Origin of the sequence: Pseudomonas morbosilactucae (assembly GCF_023241715.1) — a bacterium.
GTDB lineage: Bacteria > Pseudomonadota > Gammaproteobacteria > Pseudomonadales > Pseudomonadaceae > Aquipseudomonas > Aquipseudomonas morbosilactucae.
This window is the reverse complement of sequence record NZ_JALQCW010000115.1, coordinates 1-23,537: the sequence shown is the minus strand read 5'-3', so window position 1 is coordinate 23,537 and position 23,537 is coordinate 1. Positions and strand designations below refer to the sequence as shown.

Annotated in this window: 23 protein-coding genes and 2 pseudogenes; 9 read left to right on the top strand and 16 right to left on the bottom strand. The window is 59.1% G+C overall.

Annotation, left to right across the window (positions count from 1 at the left end; genetic code table 11):
- Positions 1–182 (top strand): annotated as a pseudogene (locus M1B34_RS32520) (apolipoprotein N-acyltransferase); the annotation flags it as partial.
- Positions 183–249: 67 nt separating this feature from the next.
- On the opposite strand, the gene M1B34_RS32515 reads toward M1B34_RS32520, so the two are convergent.
- The gene (locus M1B34_RS32515; protein ID WP_123334700.1) at positions 250–1,011 is read right to left on the bottom strand and encodes a YdcF family protein; all 762 of its coding nucleotides are present in this window, start codon (positions 1,009–1,011) and stop codon (positions 250–252) included.
- A 142-nt stretch (positions 1,012–1,153) separates the two neighbouring features.
- Positions 1,154–1,471, bottom strand: coding sequence for a hypothetical protein (locus tag M1B34_RS32510; protein WP_268267316.1), 318 nt, complete (start codon positions 1,469–1,471; stop codon positions 1,154–1,156).
- A gap of 260 nt (positions 1,472–1,731) precedes the next feature.
- Here M1B34_RS32510 and leuS point away from each other — a divergent pair, with 260 nt between their 5' ends.
- The 5 genes from leuS (at position 1,732) to M1B34_RS32485 (ending at position 7,765) form a co-directional block, all read left to right on the top strand.
- Positions 1,732–4,338, top strand: coding sequence for a leucine--tRNA ligase (gene leuS / locus M1B34_RS32505; RefSeq protein WP_268267315.1), 2,607 nt, complete (start codon positions 1,732–1,734; stop codon positions 4,336–4,338).
- An 89-nt stretch (positions 4,339–4,427) separates the two neighbouring features.
- Positions 4,428–5,033 (top strand): LPS-assembly lipoprotein LptE, encoded by a 606-nt coding sequence (locus M1B34_RS32500; RefSeq protein ID WP_268267314.1) that lies wholly within the window; start codon positions 4,428–4,430, stop codon positions 5,031–5,033.
- A 39-nt stretch (positions 5,034–5,072) separates the two neighbouring features.
- The gene (gene holA, locus M1B34_RS32495) at positions 5,073–6,110 is read left to right on the top strand and encodes a DNA polymerase III subunit delta (RefSeq protein WP_268267313.1); all 1,038 of its coding nucleotides are present in this window, start codon (positions 5,073–5,075) and stop codon (positions 6,108–6,110) included.
- A gap of 109 nt (positions 6,111–6,219) precedes the next feature.
- The gene (arfA, locus tag M1B34_RS32490) at positions 6,220–6,381 is read left to right on the top strand and encodes an alternative ribosome rescue factor ArfA (RefSeq protein WP_020295286.1); all 162 of its coding nucleotides are present in this window, start codon (positions 6,220–6,222) and stop codon (positions 6,379–6,381) included.
- A gap of 61 nt (positions 6,382–6,442) precedes the next feature.
- Positions 6,443–7,765 carry a lytic murein transglycosylase gene (locus M1B34_RS32485; RefSeq protein ID WP_268267312.1) on the top strand — a complete coding sequence of 441 codons (1,323 nt, stop codon included), beginning with the start codon at positions 6,443–6,445 and terminating at the stop codon, positions 7,763–7,765.
- Between the two features lie 44 nt (positions 7,766–7,809).
- On the opposite strand, the gene M1B34_RS32480 is transcribed toward M1B34_RS32485, so the two are convergent.
- From M1B34_RS32480 to M1B34_RS32420, 13 genes are all read right to left on the bottom strand, one after another.
- Complete coding sequence (locus tag M1B34_RS32480; RefSeq protein WP_268267311.1) at positions 7,810–8,757, bottom strand: S66 peptidase family protein; 948 nt, start codon at positions 8,755–8,757, stop codon at positions 7,810–7,812.
- A gap of 162 nt (positions 8,758–8,919) precedes the next feature.
- Complete coding sequence (gene lipA, locus M1B34_RS32475) at positions 8,920–9,912, bottom strand: lipoyl synthase (protein ID WP_185039335.1); 993 nt, start codon at positions 9,910–9,912, stop codon at positions 8,920–8,922.
- A 31-nt stretch (positions 9,913–9,943) separates the two neighbouring features.
- Entirely contained in the window at positions 9,944–10,591 is a 648-nt protein-coding gene (gene lipB / locus M1B34_RS32470) for a lipoyl(octanoyl) transferase LipB (protein ID WP_268267310.1), read from the bottom strand.
- Positions 10,591–10,866, bottom strand: coding sequence for a DUF493 domain-containing protein (locus tag M1B34_RS32465; RefSeq protein WP_123334996.1), 276 nt, complete (start codon positions 10,864–10,866; stop codon positions 10,591–10,593). The genes lipB and M1B34_RS32465 overlap by 1 nt, the downstream gene beginning before the upstream one ends.
- 81 nt (positions 10,867–10,947) lie before the next feature.
- Positions 10,948–12,105, bottom strand: a complete 1,158-nt coding sequence (locus tag M1B34_RS32460; RefSeq protein ID WP_123334682.1) for a D-alanyl-D-alanine carboxypeptidase family protein — start codon at positions 12,103–12,105, stop codon at positions 10,948–10,950.
- 183 nt (positions 12,106–12,288) lie between these two features.
- Entirely contained in the window at positions 12,289–13,299 is a 1,011-nt protein-coding gene (locus M1B34_RS32455) for a septal ring lytic transglycosylase RlpA family protein (protein WP_268267309.1), read from the bottom strand.
- Complete coding sequence (mltB, locus tag M1B34_RS32450; RefSeq protein WP_123334678.1) at positions 13,299–14,309, bottom strand: lytic murein transglycosylase B; 1,011 nt, start codon at positions 14,307–14,309, stop codon at positions 13,299–13,301. Before mltB ends, M1B34_RS32455 begins: the two co-directional genes overlap by 1 nt.
- A gap of 17 nt (positions 14,310–14,326) precedes the next feature.
- Positions 14,327–15,430, bottom strand: a complete 1,104-nt coding sequence (gene rodA, locus M1B34_RS32445) for a rod shape-determining protein RodA (protein ID WP_185039334.1) — start codon at positions 15,428–15,430, stop codon at positions 14,327–14,329.
- A gap of 31 nt (positions 15,431–15,461) precedes the next feature.
- Positions 15,462–17,357 carry a penicillin-binding protein 2 gene (mrdA, locus tag M1B34_RS32440; protein ID WP_268261969.1) on the bottom strand — a complete coding sequence of 632 codons (1,896 nt, stop codon included), beginning with the start codon at positions 17,355–17,357 and terminating at the stop codon, positions 15,462–15,464.
- A 12-nt stretch (positions 17,358–17,369) separates the two neighbouring features.
- Complete coding sequence (rlmH, locus tag M1B34_RS32435; RefSeq protein WP_003444191.1) at positions 17,370–17,837, bottom strand: 23S rRNA (pseudouridine(1915)-N(3))-methyltransferase RlmH; 468 nt, start codon at positions 17,835–17,837, stop codon at positions 17,370–17,372.
- Between the two features lie 9 nt (positions 17,838–17,846).
- Positions 17,847–18,341 carry a ribosome silencing factor gene (gene rsfS / locus M1B34_RS32430; protein WP_123334672.1) on the bottom strand — a complete coding sequence of 165 codons (495 nt, stop codon included), beginning with the start codon at positions 18,339–18,341 and terminating at the stop codon, positions 17,847–17,849.
- A 70-nt stretch (positions 18,342–18,411) separates the two neighbouring features.
- Positions 18,412–19,056 carry a nicotinate-nucleotide adenylyltransferase gene (nadD, locus tag M1B34_RS32425; RefSeq protein ID WP_123334670.1) on the bottom strand — a complete coding sequence of 215 codons (645 nt, stop codon included), beginning with the start codon at positions 19,054–19,056 and terminating at the stop codon, positions 18,412–18,414.
- Positions 19,056–20,321 (bottom strand): glutamate-5-semialdehyde dehydrogenase, encoded by a 1,266-nt coding sequence (locus tag M1B34_RS32420; protein ID WP_123334669.1) that lies wholly within the window; start codon positions 20,319–20,321, stop codon positions 19,056–19,058. The genes nadD and M1B34_RS32420 overlap by 1 nt, the downstream gene beginning before the upstream one ends.
- 175 nt (positions 20,322–20,496) lie before the next feature.
- Between M1B34_RS32420 and M1B34_RS32415 the strand changes: the two are divergent.
- The 3 genes and pseudogenes from M1B34_RS32415 to M1B34_RS32405 form a co-directional block, all read left to right on the top strand.
- Positions 20,497–20,817, top strand: a pseudogene (locus M1B34_RS32415) (DNA-3-methyladenine glycosylase); the annotation flags it as partial.
- A gap of 40 nt (positions 20,818–20,857) precedes the next feature.
- A complete protein-coding gene (locus M1B34_RS32410) occupies positions 20,858–22,507 on the top strand; it encodes a recombinase family protein (protein ID WP_268267308.1) in 1,650 nt (549 codons plus the stop codon).
- Between the two features lie 417 nt (positions 22,508–22,924).
- On the top strand, positions 22,925–23,134 hold the full coding sequence (locus M1B34_RS32405; RefSeq protein ID WP_268267307.1) for a hypothetical protein: 210 nt from the start codon (positions 22,925–22,927) through the stop codon (positions 23,132–23,134).
- Positions 23,135–23,331: 197 nt separating this feature from the next.
- Here M1B34_RS32405 and M1B34_RS32400 read toward each other — a convergent pair.
- Positions 23,332–23,537: hypothetical protein (locus M1B34_RS32400; RefSeq protein WP_268267306.1), on the bottom strand; the 206-nt coding region annotated here is incomplete at its 5' end.

Genomic DNA, 23,537 nt, shown 5'->3' with positions numbered 1-23,537 from the left:
TCCGTTTCGGCAAGATCACTGTGCAGATTCCACAGTTCGAACGCGGCATTCTCTACGGCGAAGTGGTGCCCATGCACAACCTCACGCCATACCTGCAATGGCGCTCCTGGCCGCTGATCATTCTCTGCGGCCTGCTGTTTGGCTGGGCGCTGCTGGCCAGCCGGATGGCCAAGACCGTCTGAGGCAACGATCGGCAGGCCGGCACCTTGAGCTAAGGTGCCGGCCTGGCCTGAGATCCGCGTTAAAACATCAGCGATAGAACAATTTGTAGCCGACCTGGCCCACCGCCTCGTTCAGCAACTGACCACTCTGCCAGATCGCCTTGAACTCCGGCATCCAGCCGCCCATGGGCAACGCCTCATCCCCGCCTAAAAAGCCCACTGGCGCCGGCACCACAGTGAACCCAGCCTTCTCGAAACTCCAGACCGCACGGGGCATATGCCAGGCCTGGGTTACCACCACCACTCGCTTGACGCCCTGGGGCAACAGCTCCTCAGCACTGAACTGAGCGTTCTCCCAAGTCGTACGGCTCCGGCCTTCCTGCCAGCGCACGCTGACGCCAAAGTCGTCCGCCAAGGATTGCGCCATCAATGCCGCCTCCGTGGGCGGGGTGCCGTAATGCAGGCCACCACTGGTCAACAACGGCAAGCCGGAAGCCTTGGCCAGGCGCGCCGCATAACGCTGGCGCTCAAGCCCAACCCCCGTCGGCTGATCGGAACCCCAGGCCGGGTCACCCCGCTCCCGACCCGACCCCAGTACCACAATGGCATCCGCGTGCTCGGCCAACGTCGCCCACTGGCTGCGCTGCAGCGGCGGCTCCTGCTCCAGCATCCCGGCCCCCCACTGCACCATCGCCGGCAAGCTCATCAACCAAAAGCCCCCGAACCCCAGGGCAAAGCACAGCCCTGCCAAGCGCGGTCGGGAACGCCGCAAGCACCAGGCAAGCAACAACAGCAGCAATAGAACACCGGGGGGTAAAAGCAGGGTCTTGATGAAGTAACGAAAGGGCATCGGGCATCTCCAAAGATGCCCGAAGCCTAAGTGGATAGAGACAATGCAACAACAGGAACCCGCAATTTTCCAAGCCCGATAGCGATCATCAACCTGATCATAAAGAACCCGGCCAGACGCCAGAATGGGCTGCGAGAAGGCATCAGACCTGCCGGGACCGGACCTTGGCCGAGCCCCTTGTGGGCTGCCGGTCTTGCAACCAGATGATCTGCGCCGAACGGGGCGCCTCATGCTGCTTCAGGCTTTCCAGAACACTGGCCTGCGTCTCGCGCTGACTCCTGGCCAGATACACCCTGATCAACTCAAACTCGCCGCGACTCAGGCCACGCAATTCCAACTCAAGAGGACGCTCATCACGCAAGCGACTTGCCGCTTTTGCAGCATCCAGGGCCAGGGCCAGTCGATCGATCAGTCTTTCATACAACTCGGGTTTTGTTACTTTTCGCTGTGACTCAGGCATCCGCTCACCTCACTGAAGACAAGACTCATTCCCCTTTTTCAGCTTAGTCGTGCAGATGAAAGCAACGGGGTGCCGCGACCAACGGCCCGCCCCGTGCAATCAGGGTTTCCCTCGGCGGAGCGCGGTCATGTATGCTACGGCGCTTCCTGTAACTCCACTTCCAGCTCGACTGGGCCTCGAAAACGCCGTCTCTGGCGTCATCACTGCCCAACCTTGCATTGAAGAGGATTAGGCCACCCCTATTCAGTTCATAAGTAGCCATGCACGAACAATATCAGCCCCGTGAAATCGAAGCCGCCGCCCAATCATTCTGGGATGAGCAAAAGTCCTTTGAAGTCAGCGAACAGCCAGGCAAGGAAACCTACTACTGCCTGTCGATGTTCCCTTACCCCAGCGGCAAGCTACACATGGGGCACGTGCGTAACTACACCATCGGCGACGTGATCTCTCGCTACCAGCGCATGCAAGGCAAGAACGTCCTGCAACCCATGGGTTGGGACGCCTTCGGCATGCCGGCGGAAAACGCCGCGATGAAAAACAACGTAGCGCCCGCCAAGTGGACCTACGAAAACATCGCCTACATGAAGTCCCAACTGCGCAGCCTGGGCCTGGCGGTGGACTGGTCCCGCGAAGTGACCACCTGCAAGCCGGACTACTACCGCTGGGAACAGTGGCTGTTCACCCGCCTGTTCGAGAAGGGCGTGATCTACCGCAAGAACGGCACCGTCAACTGGGACCCTGTGGACCAGACCGTACTGGCTAACGAGCAGGTGATCGACGGTCGCGGCTGGCGTTCCGGTGCGCTGATCGAAAAGCGCGAAATCCCGATGTACTACTTCAAGATCACCGCCTACGCGGATGAGCTGCTGGAGAGCCTCGACGAGCTGACGGGCTGGCCTGAACAGGTCAAGACCATGCAGCGCAACTGGATCGGCAAATCCCGCGGCATGGAAGTGCAGTTCCCCTACGACCAAGCCTCCATTGGCGAAGCCGGTGCGCTGAAAGTCTTCACCACCCGTCCGGACACCCTGATGGGCGCGACCTACGTCGCGGTGGCTGCCGAGCACCCGCTGGCCACCCTGGCCGCCCAGAACAACCCAGAGCTGCAGGCGTTTATCGCTGAATGCAAAGGCGGCAGCGTGGCGGAAGCCGACGTCGCCACCCAAGAGAAAAAAGGCCTGCCGACGTCGCTGTTCGTCGAGCACCCGCTGACCGGTGAAAAACTCCCGGTCTGGGTCGCCAACTACGTATTGATGCACTACGGCGATGGCGCCGTCATGGCGGTTCCAGCCCACGACGAGCGCGACTTCGAATTCGCCATCAAATACAGCCTGCCGATCAAGTCCGTGGTACGTACCAGCGCTGGCGACGAGAACCCGGCACCTTGGCAAGACGCGTACAACGAACACGGCACGCTGATCAATTCCGGTGAGTTCGACGGCCTGGACTTCGCTGGCGCCTTCGACGCCATGGAAGTGGCCCTGCTGAAGAAAAACCTCGGCCAGTCACGCACCCAGTTCCGCCTGCGCGACTGGGGCATCAGCCGTCAGCGTTACTGGGGCTGCCCGATCCCGATCATCCACTGCGACAGCTGCGGCGATGTGCCGGTGCCGGAAGACCAATTGCCCGTCGTGCTGCCGGAAGATGTGGTGCCGGACGGCGCCGGTTCGCCCCTGGCACGCATGCCCGAGTTCTACGAGTGCAGTTGCCCGAAATGCGGCGCACCGGCCAAGCGTGAAACCGACACCATGGACACCTTCGTCGAATCGTCGTGGTACTACGCCCGCTACGCCTCGCCGCACTATGAAGGCGGCTTGGTGGAAAAATCGGCAGCCGATCATTGGCTGCCGGTGGACCAGTACATCGGCGGTATCGAACACGCCATCCTGCACCTGCTCTACGCGCGTTTCTTCCACAAGCTGATGCGTGACGAAGGCCTGGTGAGCTCAAACGAGCCATTCAAGAACCTGCTGACCCAAGGCATGGTGATCGCCGAGACCTACTACCGTCGTGAAGCCAACGGTGCCTACACCTGGTTCAACCCGGCGGACGTCGAACTCGAACGCGACAGCAAGGCCAAGGTCATCAGCGCCAAGCTGATCGCGGACGGCCTGCCAGTGGAAATCGGCGGCACCGAGAAGATGGCCAAGTCGAAGAACAACGGCGTCGACCCACAGTCGATGATTGACCAGTTCGGCGCAGACACCTGCCGCCTGTTCATGATGTTCGCCTCGCCACCTGACATGAGCGCCGAATGGTCGGACTCCGGCGTGGAAGGCTCGCACCGTTTCCTCAAGCGCGTCTGGCGTCTGGCTCAAGCCCATGTCACCCAGGGCCTGCCGGGCACACTGGACATCGCCGGCCTGAACGACGAGCAAAAAGCCATTCGCCGCTCGATCCACCAAGCCATCAAGCAGGCCAGCCACGACGTGGGCCAGAACCACAAATTCAACACCGCCATCGCCCAGGTGATGACGCTGATGAACGTGTTGGAAAAAGCCCCGCAAGGTACCGAGCAAGATCGCGCACTGGTTCAGGAAGGTCTGGAAACCGTGACCTTGCTGCTGGCGCCGATCACCCCGCACATCAGCCACGAGCTGTGGAGTCGCCTGGGTCACGCCGACCCGGTGATCGACGCCGGCTGGCCGGTGCTGGATGAAAGCGCGCTGGTGCAGGACAGTCTGCAACTGGTGATTCAGGTCAACGGCAAGCTGCGCGGCCAGATTGAAATGCCCGCCAGTGCCAGCCGTGAAGAAGTCGAAGCCGCGGCACGCAGCAACGAAAACGTGCTGCGTTTCACCGAAGGCCTGACCATTCGCAAGGTCATTGTCGTACCCGGCAAACTGGTCAACATCGTCGCTAGCTAATTGGATCAGGCGGCCGATCCGGGATCGGGCGCCGAACAAAACCTCCGGGGCCGCCACGTCGGCCCACATGGTTTCAAGGGGAGCATTACATGATCAAACGTAACCTGCTGGTGATCGGCCTGGCCGTGATGCTGAGCGCTTGCGGCTTTCAACTGCGCGGCACCGGCGATTCTGATCTGACGATCAAGGAACTCGACCTCAAGGCACGTGACACCTACGGCGCCACCGTCACCCAACTGCGCCAGGCCTTAGAAAACAGCGGTGTAAGCATCCACCCCGGGGCTCCTTACAAGCTGCTGCTGGTCAGTGAGCAAGAATCCAAACGTAGCCTCAGCTACAGCAGCGGCGGCCGTTCTGCCGAATATGAGTTGAGCAACGTACTCAGCTACCAGATCAGCACGCATGACAACCTGCTGTTGCTCGAAGACAAACTGCAAGTGCAGAAAGTCTATCTCCACGATGGCAGCAACCTCACCGGCTCCGACCAGGAATCGCTGGAAACCCGCAAGGAAATGCGGCGCGACCTGGTGCAACGGATGATCCTGCGTCTGCAGCTGCTGACCCCGGAACAACTGGACAAAATGCAGCAAGTCGCCCAAGCCAAAGCCAAGGCTGAAGCCGATGCATTGGAAGCGGCACAGAAGGCTGAAGCGGAAACCCCGCAACAGTCGCCTATGCAACTGCCGAATCAGTAAGCCGTGTGGGGCGCCCAGGCGCCCCGCTCGCACCCTTCTATGAAACTCGCCCCCGCCCAACTCAGCAAACACCTGCAAGGCAACCTCGCGCCGGTCTACGTGATCAGCGGCGATGACCCGTTGCTGTGCCAGGAAGCCGCCGATGCCATCCGCACTGCCGCTCGCCAGCAGGGCTTTGACGAACGCCAGGTGTTCAGCGCCGACGCCAGTTTCGACTGGGGCACGCTGCTGCAAGCCGGCGCCAGCATGTCGCTGTTCGCCGAAAAGCGCCTGCTGGAACTGCGCCTGCCGTCCGGCAAACCCGGGGACAAGGGCGCTGCGGCGCTGATCGAGTACTGTTCACGGCCCGCCGAAGACACCTTGCTGCTGATCAGCCTGCCCAAGCTCGACGGCAGCGCGCAAAAGACCAAGTGGGGCAAGGCCCTGGTCGAGGGCGCGCAAACCCAGTTCGTGCAGATCTGGCCGGTGGACGCCAACCAACTGCCGCAGTGGATTCGCCAACGCCTGTCCCAGGCCGGACTCTCGGCCAGCCAGGACGCGGTGGAACTGATTGCGGCCCGGGTCGAAGGCAACCTGCTGGCCGCCGCCCAGGAAATCGAAAAACTCAAGTTGATGGCCGAGGGTGGTCAGATCACCGTCGAGACGGTGCAGGGCGCCGTGGCCGACAGTGCGCGCTTCGATGTCTTCGGCCTGGTGGACGCGATCCTCAATGGCGAGGCGGCCCATGCCCTGCGCATGCTCGAAGGCTTGCGCGGTGAGGGCGTCGAACCGCCAGTGATTCTCTGGGCCCTGTCTCGGGAGTTGCGCCTATTGGCCAACCTCTCGTTGCAATTCAGCCAGGGCGTGCCGCTGGACAAAGTGTTCAGCCAGGCCCGCCCACCCGTCTGGGACAAACGCAAACCCCTGATGAGCAAGGCTCTGCAGCGCTACTCGGCGCAGCGTTGGGGCCTGCTGCTGCTCGATGCACAGCGTATTGATGCACAGATCAAGGGGCAGGCCGCAGGTTCGCCATGGAGCAGCCTGAGCCGCCTGTCGCTGTTGATGGCGGGCCAGCGCCTGGCCTTGCCCGCCGAGTAATCACGACGCACCCTTGCCACCGCTGACAGGCCCCAAAAGGGACTGGACAGCGACCGCAGTCTGGCCGATGATTTGCGCCGCACTCCCCTCCCTATAGAGAGATACCAGCATGAGCAAGCCATCCAAGCATGGCCCCAACAAGGCCAAATCCATCATTGCCCAGCCCTTGTTCCGCAGCCGCCAGGAACAACCGGCCAAAGGCAAAGGCAGCTACCGCCGCGAAGCCTTCCAGTCTAAAAGCTGGGAGGCTTCTTACTTTCTGGCCGCCTGAAGCCCAGAACCCCATTGGCGTGATAAGGTCTGCACCTGATTCGTATTCTCTGGACCTGTGCATGCCCTTTTGTCTTTCCCGTCGTTGGCACCTACGCCAACTGATTGCTGCCTCCAGCCTGATTCTGCTTGTCGCCTGCGCGGAAAAGCCTACCGCCGCAGATGCCCAGCCATTGCCAACCATTCAAGCCGCGCCCCTGGTCGCTCCCGCCACCGTTGCCCCTCTCAACGTCGACAATCTGGATATCCAGCCGACCCAGACCTTCGCCGAGTGGCAGGCCGCCTTTCGCGTCGAAGCCCTGAATGCGGGCATTCAAGCCGACCTGTTCGACCGCGTATTCACCGGCATTACCCCGGACATGGGAGTGATCAAGGCCGACCGCAGCCAGCCAGAGTTCAGCCGCCCGGTCTGGGAATACTTGGACGGTGCCCTGTCGCCCGTACGCGTGCGTAAAGGCCAGGCCCTGCTCAATCAATACGCCGATATCCTGCAACGGATCGAGCAGCGTTATGGCGTTGATCGCCAAGCATTGGTGGCGGTTTGGGGCATGGAGAGCAATTTCGGCGAGTTCCAGGGCAACAAATCGGTGATTCGCTCCCTGGCCACCCTCGCCTACGAAGGCCGGCGCCCGGGCTTCGCCAACAGCCAACTGATCGCAGCCCTGCAGATCCTCCAGCACGGCGACATTCTGCCCGAGAAAATGCTCGGTTCCTGGGCCGGCGCCATGGGCCAGACCCAGTTCATCCCCACCACCTACAACACCCACGCAGTGGACTTTGACGGTGACGGCCGACGGGATATCTGGAACAGCCCTGCCGATGCCCTGGCCTCGACAGCCCATTACCTGCAAAGCTCGGGCTGGCAAAAAGGCCAGCCCTGGGGATTTGAGGTGCAACTGGCCAGCGGCTTCGACTACGCCCTGGCCGATGGCGTGATCCGCAAGCCGGTGGCGGAATGGATGCGCCTGGGCCTGACACTGCCCAACGATCGACAGGTTCCCGCCGGTGCCGAGCACCTGTCGGCTACCCTACTGTTGCCGGCGGGCTATCGCGGCCCGGCATTCCTGCTGTTGGATAATTTCCGCGCAGTACTCAAGTACAACAACTCATCGTCCTACGCCCTGGCGGTGAACCTGTTGTCCGAGCGGTTCAGTGGTTCCGGCCAGATCAATGGCAGTTGGCCAAAAGACGACCTGCCCCTCAGCCGCTCCGAACGGATCGACTTGCAGACCCTGCTCAACGCCAATGGCTACGAGGCCGGCAACCCCGACGGCATCATCGGCGCCAATACCCGCAAGGCCATTCGCAGCGCCCAACAATCCCAGGGCTGGCCGGCCGATGGCTACCCGACCCACAAGCTTCTGGAAAGCCTGCGCAACCGCTAAGCGTCATTGCAGCGAGGGTACGCCCTCGCTGCAGAGGCGGGCCATCAGCGAACCACCACGTCCTGTGCCAGGGTCAGCTCCTTGGCCCCGGCATCCAGCCTGACCAACGCGCCCAGGGGCAAGGTCAGGTTCGGATCGCAGTGACCACTGCGCCAACCGGCCAGCACCGGTATCTGCAAGCCGCCAAAGGTCTGCTTGAGCAGCCGGAACAGCGCCTCCGCCTCCACACCGGCCACATCACCGACCAACACACCCCGTAACGGCTCAAGCTTGCCGGCCAGACGCAGGTGGGTGAGCAACCGATCAATGCGGTACAACGGCTCGTTGACGTCTTCAATAAACAGAATGCTGCCCGCAGTGTCGATTTCGTAAGGCGTGCCCATCGTCGCTGCAATCATCGACAGGTTGCCCCCTACGAACGGCCCCTGGGCAATTCCTGGCTCAAGGGTGGTCAACGGGTAGGCCACGGGGTGGCTCAGGACGCTTCCGGTCTTCACCTGCCCCCGGAGCATGTTGAGAAAAGACGCTTCGGTCGGCGCTTGCTTGCCCCCGAGCAAATCCGCATTGAGCATGGGCCCGTGGAAGGTCACAAACCCTGCATAGCGATTGATGGCCATATGCAATGCCGTGATGTCGCTGTAGCCCACGAACGGCTTGGGGTTGCGTTTCAGCAGGTCGAAGTCGATCCGATCCAGTAACCGCGGACTGCCATAACCGCCGCGCAGGCACAGGATAGTGGCGACCTCCGGATCGGCAAAGGCCGCATGCAAATCATTGAGCCGTACGTCATCGCTGCCGGCCAGGTACCCGGCCTGCTCGCTGACACCAGGAAAAACCCGCAAGCGATAGCCTCGGGAGCGCATCCATTGCGCAGCCTTTTCAGTGTCGAGCGCGGCCGGGCCGGCGGGTGCAATCAAGCCGATGACGCCTTCAGCAGCCAAGGCCGGCACGGGCAGCAGCCCATGAAGAGCAACGGTGGTTTGGACAGTCATCCATGGTTCTCCCTGTGTGGTTTCAAGCATGCACAGTAGACAGGAACGAGGTTAAACAGAAGAGGCTGGACAGCCAGCAGCGCTGCAGGAATGCGCTGAAAGGACGGGAAGAAAGGTCATGAAAAACGCCCGCAAGGCATAAAGCCTTGCGGGCGATCAACATCAGGACAGCAGGCTTTTCGCCAGCTTCGCTTGCTCATCGGCGTGGTACGAGGAACGTACCAGCGGGCCGGAAGCCACGTTCTTGAAGCCCATTTTGTAACCTTCCTCGGCGAACCAGGCGAAGGTATCCGGGTGCACAAAACGCTGCACCGGCAAGTGGCTACGGGACGGTTGCAGGTACTGGCCGAGGGTCAGCATGTCGATGTCGTGTTCGCGCATGCGCTTCATGACTTCGATGACTTCCTCGTCGGTTTCGCCCAGGCCCAGCATCAGGCCGGATTTGGTCGGAACGTGAGGCACCATCTGCTTGAATTTCTGCAGCAGGGTCAGGGACCACTGATAGTCCGAACCCGGACGCGCGGCCTTGTACAGGCGCGGTACGGTTTCCAGGTTGTGGTTGAACACATCCGGCGGCTCGGCGGCAGTGATTTCCAGAGCCACGTCCATACGGCCGCGGTAATCGGGAACCAGAGTCTCGAGCTGTACGTTCGGCGACAACTTGCGGATTTCGCGGATGCAGTCGGCAAAGTGCTGGGCACCGCCGTCACGCAAATCGTCACGGTCCACCGAGGTGATTACCACGTACTTCAGGCGCAGGTCAGCGATGGCGATCGCCAGGCTTTCCGGCTCATTGACGTCCAGTGGCTTCGGACGGCCATGGCCCACATCGCAGAACGGGCAACGACGGGTGCAGATGTCGCCCATGATCATGAAGGTCGCGGTGCCGCCGGAGAAGCATTCCCCCAGGTTCGGGCAGGATGCCTCTTCGCACACACTGTGCAGCTTGTGCTTGCGCAGCAGTTGCTTGATCCGGTCGACTTCCGGGGACACCGGAATACGCACGCGAATCCAGTCGGGCTTCTTCGGCAGTTCGGTGGTCGGAATGATCTTCACCGGAATACGCGCAACCTTCTCGGCGCCGCGCAGCTTGACGCCGGCCTCAACCTTGGCACGTGGGGCCGGCCGCTCGGTAACATCCAGCGTCGGGATCATGGTTTGCACAGCGTCTTGCGCAGTAGTCATATCAGTCGATTCCGCCCGTTAGGGTCGTCTGCTCAGCGTAGTCGAGGTGTTTGACGAGCTGCGCACGCAGCCGGGCACTTACCTCGGCAAATTCAATCGGCCCTGTGTGCTCGCGCAGCTGGGTCATCGCCAGGCCGGCGTAGCCACAGGGGTTAATCCGTCGAAACGGCTCCAGGTCCATGTCCACATTCAGGGCCAGGCCATGAAAGGAACAGCCGCGACGTATGCGCAGGCCCAAGGAGGCAATCTTTGCCCCGTCGACGTAAACACCCGGGGCATCGGGCTTGGCCGCCGCGCTCACGCCATAACTGGCCAACAGCTCGATCAGGCACTGCTCCATGCGGCTGACCAGCTCGCGCACGCCAAAGCCCAGGCGGCGTACATCCAGCAACAGATAGACCACCAACTGCCCGGGACCGTGATAGGTCACCTGGCCGCCACGGTCGGCCTGCACCACCGGAATGTTGCCCGGGATCAGCAGGTGTTCCGCCTTGCCCGCCTGGCCTTGAGTAAAGACCGGAGGGTGCTGCAACAGCCACACCTCATCCGGGGCGTCGCTGCCGCGTTCGTTGGTGAAACGCTGCATGGCCTGCCAGACCGGCTCGTAGGCCTGCTGACCCAGCTCGCGAAAGCCCAGCGTTTGCGGCATCACAGCACCATGTGCACGACACCGGTAGCGCGCAGGGCACTATTGATATCACGCAGTTGGTCTTCGCCGGTGGCCGTAATGTGCAGTTGTACGGTGGTGTACTTGCCGTTGCTGCTCTGGCGCTCGGCCAGGGACTTGATGTCCAGCGTGGCGTACTTGGCAAGAATCTCGATAACGGTGTCCTTGAAGCCGACACCCGTGTCGCCGATCACCTTGATCGGGTAGTCATCGACGGGGAATTCAATCTTGTGCGACTTAACGTCAGTGTCTGTCATGGCAGTAACGGCCTCGTAAGCCGTGGCGACGGACATGGCCCCCGCTCTACTTCAGAACGAGGGCCATGCAGGTCGACAATATCAGTTGAACAAGCCGTAGAAGAATAGACGGATGCTATCCCACATGCGGCGGAAGATACCACCTTCGTCGACCGCGTCCAGAGCGATCAGGTCGGCGCTGTGCACCACCTTGTCGTCCAGTTTGACTTCGACTTTACCAATCACGTCACCCTTGGCGATCGGCGCGACCAGTTGCGGGTTCATGGTCATGCTGGCGGCGAGCTTTTTCAGCTGGCCTTTTGGCAGGGTCATGGTCAGGTCTTGAGCCAGGCCGGCCTTGACTTGGTTGGTGGTGCCCTTCCAGACCGGCGCTTGAGCCAGTTCGGTGCCCTTCTGATAGAAGGTCTGGGTTTCGAAGAAACGGAAGCCGTAGGTCAGCAGCTTCTGGGTTTCAGCAGCACGAGCCTGTTCGCTGTTGGTGCCGAAGACCACGGCGATCAAGCGCATACCGTCACGCACGGCCGAAGACACCATGCAGTAGCCCGCTTCATCGGTGTGACCGGTTTTCAGGCCATCAACGGTCTTGTCGCGCCACAGCAGCAGGTTGCGGTTAGGCTGCTTGATGCCGTTCCAGAAGAACTCTTTCTGCGAGTAGATCGCGTAGTGGGCCGGGTCTTCGTGGATGATCGCGCGAGCCAGCACGGCCATGTCGTGGGCCGACGAGTAATGCTCCGGGTTCGGCAGCCCGGTCGGGTTCATGAAGTGACTGTTGCTCATGCCCAGGTCGGTAGCCGTCTTGTTCATCATGTCGGCGAACGCATCTTCGCTGCCGGCGATGTGCTCGGACACCGCTACGCTGGCGTCGTTGCCCGACTGAATGATGATCCCGTGCAGCAGGTCGCTGACGGTGACTTGCGAACCCACCTTGATGAACATCCGCGAACCACCGGTACGCCAGGCGTTCTCGCTGACGGTCACCGGATCGTTTTCGCCGATCTGGCCGCGACGGATTTCCAGGGTCGCGATGTAAGCCGTCATCAACTTGGTCAGGCTGGCCGGTGGCAGGCGCTGGTCACCGTTGTTCTCCACCAGCACGTTACCGCTGCTGGCGTCCATGAGCACATAGGACTTGGCGGCCAATTGCGGTGGCGACGGCATGGCTTCGACCGCCCAGGCAGCGGGCGTGATGATCAGCGGGACAAGCAGGCACAGGCGTTTGGCAAAGGTGGTGATGTTCATCCGTCTCTCGAAGTTGCTAATGGAAACTTGCCCTGACGGGCAAAACTATTCAGACAGCCGGCTAAAAGGCTGTCACGTATTCAGTTGTTCACTCAGACCCTTGCCGGGCTTTTGTTGTTCGGCGAGCCAACAACTTGGGCCCACCCCGCAATACTGCAGGCGAACCCTAAATCTTCAGGGTAGTTACTCAGCAGTGACCACGCTGGGTTGCCCCAGGTTGGCCAGGCGCACACTGTTCTGCGCTTGCTGAGCCTCACCCGGCGTACCAAACGGCCCCAGGCGCACCCGATGCAGGGTCTGCTGGTTACGCACGATCGAGCTGATGAACACCGGAGCGCTCACCATCCCGCTGAGCTTCGAACGCAGCAACTCGGCAGCGTCCGGGTTGGCGAAGGCGCCGACCTGGAGATACTGGCCAGAGGCGGCTGCAGATGCGCTTTTCTTGGTATCAAGCTGCACCGGCACGACGGCGGCCGCATGCTGCTGGGGCGGTGGCGTCCATTGCTCAACCGTACCGGTCGAAGCCGTTACCGTCGGCGCACTGTTCTGCGCCACCTTGGGTTCGTTGAGCATCAAAGGCGCAGGACGGCCACGTTGAGCCCACCATTCCTGAGGGTCGATGCCCTCGACCTTGACCCGGGCGGTGCCGGTCTCGGCGTAACCGAGCTTCTTCGCGGCGGCGTAGGACAGGTCGATGATACGGTCAGAGTAGAACGGCCCACGGTCGTTGACCCGCAGAATCACGGTCTTGTTGTTGTCCAGGTTGGTCACCCGGACATAGCTCGGCAGCGGCAGGGTCTTGTGCGCAGCACTCATGCCGTACAGGTCGTAGACCTCGCCATTGGCGGTGTTCTGGCCATGGAACTTGGTGCCGTACCAGGACGCCGTGCCCGAGGCCACGTAACTCTTGGACTCGGCCATCGGGAAGTAGGTCTTGCCCAGCACCGTATACGGGTTGGCTTTATAAGGACCGGTATGCAAGGTCGGCGTGGCGTCGGGAATCCGCGAGACATCGACGTCCCACCACGGCGCACCGTCTTTGTGGGCCCGGTTGATATCCAGCCCGGGGGCCGAACGGACCGCCGTCGATGATTTCTGCTGCGGCGCCCGACTCGTAGAGCAACTGACCACCAGCAAGGACAACGCGGCAAAAGCCACCAGCTTCAGGGGTTTGTGAATTGGCGATGCCCGCATTACTTGACGCCCCGTGCTTGGACCAGCTGTTCAGACAACTGATGTACGGCCATGGCGTACATCACGCTGCGGTTATAGCGAGTGATCGCATAGAAATTCTTCAGGCCCATCCAGTATTCCGGGCCGTTGTCACCTTCCAGGCGGAAAGCGGTGACCGGCATATCATCGCGCAGCGCATCATGACTCGACCAGCCCAGGGCTCGCAACTCCCCGACGGTTTTCGTCGGCTCGATGCCCGTGGTCAGGCCTTCGTCCACTTGATCGCCTCGCACATCGGCGCGGCTGACCACCGGTTCCCCGGAGACCCAGCCATGGCGCTTGAAGTAGCTGGCAACGCTGCCGATGGCATCGTCCGGGTTGGTCCAGATATTGATGTGGCCATCACCGTCGAAATCCACCGCGTAGGCGCGAAAGCTGCTCGGCATGAATTGCGGCAAGCCCATGGCACCGGCGTACGAGCCTTTGAGGGTCAGCGGGTCGACCTGCTCTTCCCGGGCCAGCAATAGGAACTCGCGCAGCTCCTTACGGAAGAACTCGGCCCGCGGCGGGTAATCGAAGCCCAGGGTCGACAAGGCGTCGATCACCCGATAATTGCCGGTATTGCGGCCAAAAAAGGTCTCAACGCCGATGATCGACACAATCACCTGGGCCGGAACGCCGTATTCCTGTTCGGCACGGGCCAATACGGCCTCGTGCTGGCGCCAGAAGTCCACCCCACGGGCAATGCGCGCGTCGGTGATGAACATCGGGCGGTATTCTTTCCACTGCTTGACCCGCTCAGCCGGACGAGAAATCGCATCGAGGATCGCCTGTTTGCGCTCAGCCTCGCGGAACACCCCCATCAGCTGCTCCCCGGCGAAACCGTAGTCGCGGGTCATCTCGCCAACGAACTCGGCCACTTGCGGCGAACCTTCGTATTCGCCGGCCAACGCGTGCTGCGTTGCACCCAGGATGCCTACCAGACCGACCCACGGTGTGTACCGAGCGGCCCAGCCACGCACTGCTTGCATTGAATTCTTCACCTTAATCAAACCTGCGCGATCCACTTGCGATGGGTATGGATCGACATCAAAACCCCAAACGCTGACAGTAGTGTCACCAACGAAGTTCCTCCGTAGCTAATGAACGGCAACGGAACCCCCACAACCGGCAACAGGCCACTGACCATACCGATGTTGACGAAAACGTAAACAAAAAACGTCATGGTCAGGGCACCGGCGAGCAGTTTGCCGAACAACGTCTGCGCCTGGGCCGTGATCACCAGGCCACGGCCGATCAGCAACAGGTAGATCAGCAACAGCGCGCAAATGCCTACCAGGCCGAACTCCTCGCCCATGACCGCAATAATAAAGTCGGTGTGGCTCTCTGGCAGGAAGTCCAGGTGGGACTGGGTCCCCAGCAGCCAGCCTTTGCCGAAGACACCACCGGAACCGATGGCGGCCTTGGACTGAATGATGTTCCAGCCCGTGCCCAGCGGATCGCTTTCCGGATCGAGGAACGTCAGCACCCGCTGCTTCTGATAGTCGTGCATGACAAAGAACCACATGGCCACCGCCACCGGTACGGCCGCCGCTAGCACGCTGAGGATCCAGCGCCAGCGCAGGCCACCCATGAACAGCACGAAGGCGCCGCCGGCAAGAATCAGCAGGCCGGTACCGAGGTCCGGCTGGCGCACGATGAGGATAAAGGGAATCCCGATCAACGCCAGGCTGATGCCCACATGCTTGAGCTGGGGCGGCAAGGTGCGCTTGGCCAGGTACCAGGCAATGGTCGCCGGCATGATGATCTTCATGAATTCCGACGGCTGGAAGCGAATGACCCCGGGGATATTGATCCAGCGGGTCGCGCCCATGGCGTTGTGGCCCATGACGTCCACCACCACCAGCAACACCACGCCGAACACGTAGGCCAGGGGCACCCAGCGCGCCATGAAGCGCGGTTCGAACTGCGCGATGACCACCATTGAGACCAGGCCGATACCGAAGGACGTGGCCTGCTTGGCCAGCAAGTCCCAGCTTTTGCCACTGGCCGAATAGAGGACAAACAGGCTGCCTGCCGCCAGGGTCAGCAACAGGACCAGCAACGGTCCATCGATGTGCATGCGTTGCAACAGCGTCGCGCGGCGACGCATCACATCCTCGCTGGAGAGGATGCGATCGAAATTACTCTTCACGGGCCGTAGCCTCCGCGCTGATAGGGCTGCCGAACTCGGGTTTGATCAGGCCGTCCTGGCCGAGCAGCCAGGCATCCATGACCTGACGAACCACCGGAGCCGCCACACCGGAACCCGACTCACCGTTCTCGACCATCACCGAGACCACGATTTTCGGGTTATCCGCCGGGGCGAAGCCGACGAACAGGGCGTGGTCGCGGTGGCGTTCCTGGACCTTGGAGCGGTCGTACTTCTCGCCCTGCTTGATCGCGACCACCTGAGCGGTACCGCTTTTGCCGGCGATGCGGTACTGGGCACCGATCGACGCTTTGCGCGCGGTACCGCGGGCACCGTGCATCACCTGCTGCATGCCATGATTGACCTTCGTCCAGTCCGACGGATCACGCAGGATGATGTCGGCAATCGGGTTGTGGTCCACCGGCTTCTCGCCTTCGATGGTCTTGGCCAGGTGCGGGCGGTTCCATTTGCCTTTATTGGCCACCAGGGCCGTGGCCTGGGCCAGTTGCAGCGGCGTGGATTGCATGTAGCCCTGGCCGATCCCGAGAATCAGCGTCTCCCCCGGGAACCAGGCCTGACGCCGGGTGGCACGCTTCCACTCCCGGGACGGCATCAGCCCCGGGGACTCTTCGAACATATCCAGGGAAACCTTCTGGCCGATGCCGAACTTGTTCATGTAGGCCGACAGGCGATCAATCCCCAGCTTGTGGGCCAGGTCATAGAAATAGGTGTCGTTGGAGCGCATGATCGCGGTGTCCAGATCGACATAGCCGTCACCGGTGCGGTTCCAGTTTCGGTACTTGTGGTCGTAATTGGGCAATTGGTAGTAGCCCGGGTCGTACACCCGCGTCGACGCCGTGACCACCCCGGCATCCAGGCCGGCAATCGCCACCGCCGGTTTGATGGTCGAACCTGGCGGATACAGACCGCGCAGCACGCGGTTGAACAGCGGCCGGTCGATGGAGTCGCGCAGTTCGGCATACGCCTTGAAGCTGATGCCGGTGACGAACAGGTTGGGGTCGAAACTCGGCTGGCTGACCATCGCCAGCACTTCACCGGTGCTCGGGTCCAGTGCCACCACCGCGCCACGCCGCCCACCCAGGGCCAGTTCGGCCGCTTCCTGCAGCTTGATGTCCAAGCTCAGGACAATGTCCTTGCCGGGAATCGGATCGGTGCGCTTGAGCACCCGCAGTACCCGGCCACGGGCGTTGGTCTCGACTTCCTCGTAACCCACCTGCCCGTGCAGCTCCGGCTCGTAGAAACGCTCGATGCCGGTCTTGCCGATGTGGTGGGTGCCGCTGTAATTGACGGGATCGAGGGTCTTCAGCTCTTTCTCGTTGATCCGCCCCATGTAACCCACCGAGTGAGCAAAGTGCGCACCCTGGGGGTAATGCCGCACCAACTGCGCCACCACCTCGACACCGGGCAGACGGAACTGATTCACCGCAATGCGGGCGATCTGCTCCTCGGTCAGCTCGAACAGGATCGGCACCGGCTCGAACGGCCGGCGCCCCTGTTTCATACGCTTCTCGAACAGCACGCGGTCTTCCGGCGTCAGCTCCAGCACCTCGACAATCACGTCAAGTACCTGCTGCCAGTCGCCGGAACGCTCTCGGGTCATGCTCAGGCTGAAGCTCGGCCGGTTGTCCGCGATCACCACGCCATTACGGTCGAAGATCAGGCCACGGGTCGGCGGAATCGGCTGCACGTGCACCCGATTGTTCTCCGACAGCGTCGAGTGGTACTCGTACTGGATCACCTGCAGGTAATACAGGCGCGCGATCAGCACCCCAATCAGGCACACCACCGCAATGGCGCCGAACACGACGCGGCCACGCACCAGACGGGCGTCTTTTTCGTGGTCCTTGATGCGGATCGGCTGAGACATTAGGGGCGCGGGCTACTTGTGGTAAGGGTGCCCGGACAGAACTGTCCAGGCGCGATACAGCTGTTCACCGATCAGGATCCGCACCAGCGGGTGGGGCAAGGTCAGCGGCGACAGCGACCAGCGCTGATCGGCCCGGGCACAGACTTCCGGCGCCAGCCCTTCCGGGCCTCCGACCATGAAGTTCACCGTGCGCGAATCCAAGCGCCAGCGATCCAGCTCCACCGCCAACTGCTCGGTGCTCCAGGGCTTGCCGTGAACCTCAAGGGTCACGATGCGCTCACCGGGCCCGACCTTGGCCAGCATGGCTTCGCCTTCCTGGCGGATGAAACGCGCCACGTCAGCATTCTTGCCACGGGTATTGAGCGGTATTTCCACCAGTTCCAACGCCAGTTCGGATGGCAGACGCTTGGCATATTCATGCCAACCCTCTTCCACCCACTTGGGCATGCGCGAACCGACAGCAATCAGGCGCAGGCGCACAGCCGTTCCTTATTCCTGGTCTTTGTTGAGCTTGTTGAAATGCTCGTGACCGACCTCAGGGCTGTGGTGCTTGCCATCAGCGGCACGGCTCTGCTCGGCACCTTCCCACAGGCGCTCCAGGTCGTAGAACTGACGGGCGTTGGAGGTCATCATGTGGACGATCACGTCGTCCATGTCCAACAGCACCCAGTCGCTGTCGCCCTTGCCTTCTTCACCCAACGGCTTGACGCCCAGAGCCTTCACGGCTTCGCGGACCTTGTCCAGCATCGCGCCGATCTGGCGGTTGGAGGTACCGGTGGCGATGATCATATAGTCAGTGATGCTTTGCTTTTCACGGACATCAATCACCAGCACGTCCTGAGCCTTGACGTCTTCCAAGGCGGCTACAGCAACCTTGACCAGCGCTTCACCCTTCAGGGGCTCGCCGCTGATGACTTTTTCCGGCAGCGGGGCACTCTTGAACGTGCCTTTACGCTTAACTTTGCTTACGTCGTTGTTCGTCATATAAAACTCGTTTTGCTCGTATGTTCGGGCGCTTCAATACACGACTATTCGTGCTTTCAAGCGCGCCTTTTCAGTTCGACGCACGGTAAAGTCCGTGCGCATCGATGTAGGCCAGGACCGCGTCAGGCACCAGGAAACGTACCGACTTACCGCTGGCCAGCAGTTGACGGATCTGGGTGGCGGACACCGCAAGCGGGGTCTGCCAGACGAATGCAATCTGTCCGCTCGGCCCCTTGAGGGCCAATGGATCACTCTCCGAGCGCGCCGCCAGCAGGTTGCGCAAGGCATCCGGCGGTTCGCTATCGGCATCCGGGCGTTGCAGCACCAGGATGTGGCAATGCTGGAGCAACTCTTCCCAGCGATGCCAGGTGGGCAGGCCGCAAAATGCGTCCCAGCCCAGTAACAAGAACAACTGGTCATCCGCGGCCAGTTCGGCCCGCATCAGTTCCAGGGTGTCGATCGTGTAGGACGGCTTGTCCCGCTGCAGCTCACGGGCATCCACCACCAGAGGGGCCACACCCGCCACCGCACATTCGACCATCGCCAGGCGATCCAGCGCCGACACCTGCGGCATATCCCGATGAGGCGGCCTGGCACTGGGTGCCAGGCGCAGTTCATCGAGATTCATGGATTCGGCGACTTCCAGCGCACCACGCAAGTGGCCGATGTGCACAGGATCGAAAGTACCGCCCAGCAGACCGATGCGTTTGCCCATCAAGTGCGCACGTGACCGTCGCCGAAGACCACGTACTTCTCGCTGGTCAGCCCTTCCAGGCCTACCGGGCCACGGGCATGCAACTTGTCGGTGGAAATGCCGATTTCCGCGCCCAGGCCGTATTCGAAGCCATCGGCAAAACGGGTCGAGGCATTGACCATGACCGAACTGGAATCCACTTCATTGAGGAAGCGCCGGGCATCACTGAAGTTTTCAGTGACGATGGCGTCCGTATGGTGGGAACCATAGGTGTTGATGTGCTCGATCGCCTGATCGAGGCTGTCCAGCACACGGATCGACAGGATCGGCGCCGTGTACTCGGTGCGCCAGTCCTCTTCCGTGGCCTCCAGCACGCCAACACCGAGGATGGCGCGGGTTTGCGGGCAGCCGCGCAACTCCACGCCCTTGTCGCGATAAATCGCGGCCAATGGCGGCAGTACACGCTCGGCGATGCTGGCGTGAACCAGCAGGGTCTCCATGGTGTTGCAGGGGGCGTAACGGTGGGTCTTGGCGTTGTCGGCGATACGAATCGCCTTGTCCAGGTCCGCCGCAACGTCGATAAATACGTGGCAGACGCCATCCAGGTGCTTGATCACCGGCACCTTGGCGTCGCGGCTGACGCGCTCGATCAGGCTTTTGCCGCCACGAGGCACGATCACATCGACGAACTCCGGCATGGTGATCAGTGCACCGACAGCGGCGCGGTCAGTGGTTTCCACCACTTGCACCACCTCGGCCGGCAGGTCGGCCACGGCCAGGCCCTGCTGGATGCACAGGGCAATGGCACGGTTGGAATTGATCGCCTCGGAACCGCCACGCAGGATGGTGGCATTGCCCGACTTCAGGCACAGGCTGGCCGCATCGATGGTCACGTTCGGACGGGACTCGTAGATGATGCCGATCACCCCCAGGGGCACGCGCATCTTGCCCACCTGGATACCCGAAGGCAGATAACGCATGTCGCGGATTTCACCGATGGGGTCAGGCAGCTTAGCCACCTGACGCAGGCCCTCGATCATGTCGTCGATACGCGCCGGGGTCAGCGCCAGGCGATCCAGCAAAGCGGGTTCCAGACCATTGGCCCGGCCGTTGGCCAGGTCCAGCTCATTGGCCGCCGTCAGCTCGGGTCGAGCGGCGTCCAATGCATCGGCAGCAGCCAGCAGCGCGCGGTTTTTCTGCACGGTGGTGGCACGGGCGATCACCCGGGAAGCTTCGCGGGCAGCGCGACCCAAACGGGTCATGTAGTCAAGAACGGACTCAGTCATGGTCTGGTGTGGTCTTGGCAAAGAGGAAAGCTGCTGATTATAGCTGTCGCGCCCGTCCACGGACAGCGGTCACAGGCGGATGGTCGAAATGGAGTGCAAATACCGAGCGTTAAGGGTGGTTTAAGCCTGGAGTTGCTATGATTCCGCCCCATTTCCGCCACAACCCTTCACCACCATGCCCAATCTGACCACCGCGAAACGGCCCACAGCCCTGCCTGACTGCTTTTTCGACCGTGATGCTCAGCGCGTGGCCCGGGAACTGCTCGGCAAGATCATCCGCCACAAGGTCGGCGATCTATGGCTGGCGGCGCGCATTATCGAGACCGAAGCCTATTACTGCGAGGAAAAAGGCAGCCACGCCTCCCTCGGCTATACAGAAAAGCGTAAGGCTTTGTTTCTGGATGGCGGCCACATCTATATGTACTACGCCCGCGGTGGCGACTCCCTGAACTTCAGCGCCCAGGGCCCGGGCAATGCGGTCCTGATCAAGTCGGGCGTATAATACCTGTGAGATCGGATCTTACAGGCGGTAGCACATGGCACGTTTAATTTCATACCTTCGGATGTCTACAAGCGAGCAATTGAAAGGCTTTTCGCTTGAACGTCAGCGAAAACTGATCGCTGATTTTGCATCAAGAAACGGGCTTTCGCTCGATGAAAGTCATGCAATTGAAGACATCGGGCGTTCGTCGTTCTCTGACGATGCGGAGCAAAGGCAGCTTGCTCGGTTCTTCACTGATCTAGAAGCTGGGAAATTTTCCCCCGGTGATGTGTTCGCACTCGAAAACATCGACCGTCTCACACGTCGCGGCCCTATTGATGCCATTTTAAAGGTCAATACGATCTTATCGAAAGGGTTGAAGCTAGCGATCATTAGCACCAATGAACAAAAAATAATTGAAGATGTAAATGACGTTTTCACGATTATCAATTTGTCTATTGATGCCTCCCGTTCTCACAATGAAAGCAAAAACAAAAGCAATAAAGGTTTATCAAATTGGCAAGAAAAAAGAGATCTTGCAGCCAGTGATGGCGTAGCAATGACCGCACAAGCCCCCGCGTGGCTTGATACCGAAAGCTTTTATGTAATGGACGAAAGCAAAGGTATACAGATTAAACGCCGCAGATACGTCCTAAATCCTGAAAAAGCTGAAACCGTCCGGTTGATCTTCGAATTATTTCAAAATGGTAATGGCTCGCTGAAAATCAAAAACATCTTGAACGAGCGAAATATCCCCACTTTTAAAGGTGCGGAATATTGGGAACCTTCAATAATTTCAAAAATATTGAGAAATCCCGCAACCCATGGTTTTTACCAACCAAAAAAACAAGGCACCGGGAAACGCGACCTGATCCCGGCAGGTGATCCAATCCACGACTATTTTCCGGCGATTGTGAGCGTTGAAACCTTTGAGCAATGTCAACGCATTGCATTAGAAAATAACAAGCGTAAAGGCCGCAAAGGCAAGCTTTTTACAAATCTATTCACCGGCCTTTTGAAGTGTGCCGATTGTGGTGAAGGTGTTCACCTTCTTAACCCCGGAATTGATAAACGTGCAAAAGTCCCGAAGTCCGTCAATTATATTGTTTGTCGCAAAGGTAAATTTACACGCGAGTGTATTTTGAAGCGTTTGCGTTATGACGATTTCGAAGCTGTCATGTTGAACGCTATTCAAGAAATCAACCTCGCGGACGTTCTCAACGAAAATAATCCACTTGAACAGCTAATCAAGCAAATCCGGGCGATTGAAACCAAGATCGAGAAAAATCAAAAGCTTCTTGAAAATTATCAAAAGTCATTTGTTGAAACCGGCGATCTTCCGGGCTTCATGATTGAAGCGGCCAAGAACGCAGAAACGAGCAATAAATCCCTTGAAATTGAACGCATCGAACTACAAGCCCAGATTTCACAGTTAAACGTTTATAACGCCAATATTGAAAACGCCATCGAAGAACTTAAAAATAATGGCACATATGAAACACGGGCTAAAATCAACCTTTTGCTACATGAAATTATAAAAGCCATCATCATTGATTTCGAGCTATTAGATTATGCCATTATTTTCAAAAATGGCGTGAAGCGGTTTATAAATGATGGAATTATACAAAATGTATTCACCACCAAAACAGACAGCGAACAATACAAAAGAGAGCTTGAAGAAATACTTAATCACCAACCGTCATAATTAATCTAACCATCAAACGTATAAAAGAGGCTGTCATTAATTTGATGGCCTTTTTTTATGCCGTCTAAAAGTCACACGGCAAAAGAGTACATAAAAGGTCTAATCATCAAACGTTTTATGTCGGACACTTTTAAAATTTGTCGGACACTTTTTTGTCATACAGATATGTCGGACACTATTGAAAACATTAAAATATATGATACAACTTTTATATGAAGTCTAGAAAGAACAGGCAAGCAATGGAAACGTCCGACATTTAACTTCGTTAAATTGTCGGTCATAAAAAACACTTCGTGCTTTTTTATTCCGTTTCCTACTTGATTTTCGCACTTCGTTTGAAAATGTAAAAGCAAAAGCAAGTCCCCTGTAATGCTTCGACATTACAGAAAAATCAAAAACCTAACCGTGAGGACTACGATGGATGAATACAATTATTATTATGACAGTGAAGCATTCGATAACAGAGAAGAAGACAATGATGGCGACTATTATAACGACGGTGAAAATGACGTAAGAACGTGCCTAAGCTGTAAAGAGTTTAAAGCAAACAAGCATAGCCACGCATATGTAAAATCTGGCCTTTGTTGGGATTGTTACGAAGAAAGCGGCAAAGGCTTTGAAGATTAGAATAGTGGGCAACGGCCCATTATTCAAAAATCAACTTAACCATGAGGACTTATGAGTAAATATGACAAATTTAGAACGTGCATTAAATGCTGCCAACTCAAAGCAGTAAAGAATAGCCGTGCCTATATAGAGGCTTGGCTATGCGAAGACTGTTATGCAGCTTTGGCAAAGAAAAAGAACAACGGACATTCGTCCAGCTACAAAAATAAACCATAAACATGAGGAATATTATGAATGATGACGACAACGAAAGCAGCTACGAATATAAAGGTGATGATGTAGGAAATTGTGTTCGTTGCGATGAGGACACTTGGAACGGCCATTCTCTTTGCAGAAATTGCAGAGAGACTGACGAGATACAAAGAAGATGGGACGACCTCGAAGATTAAAACAGCAGCACCAC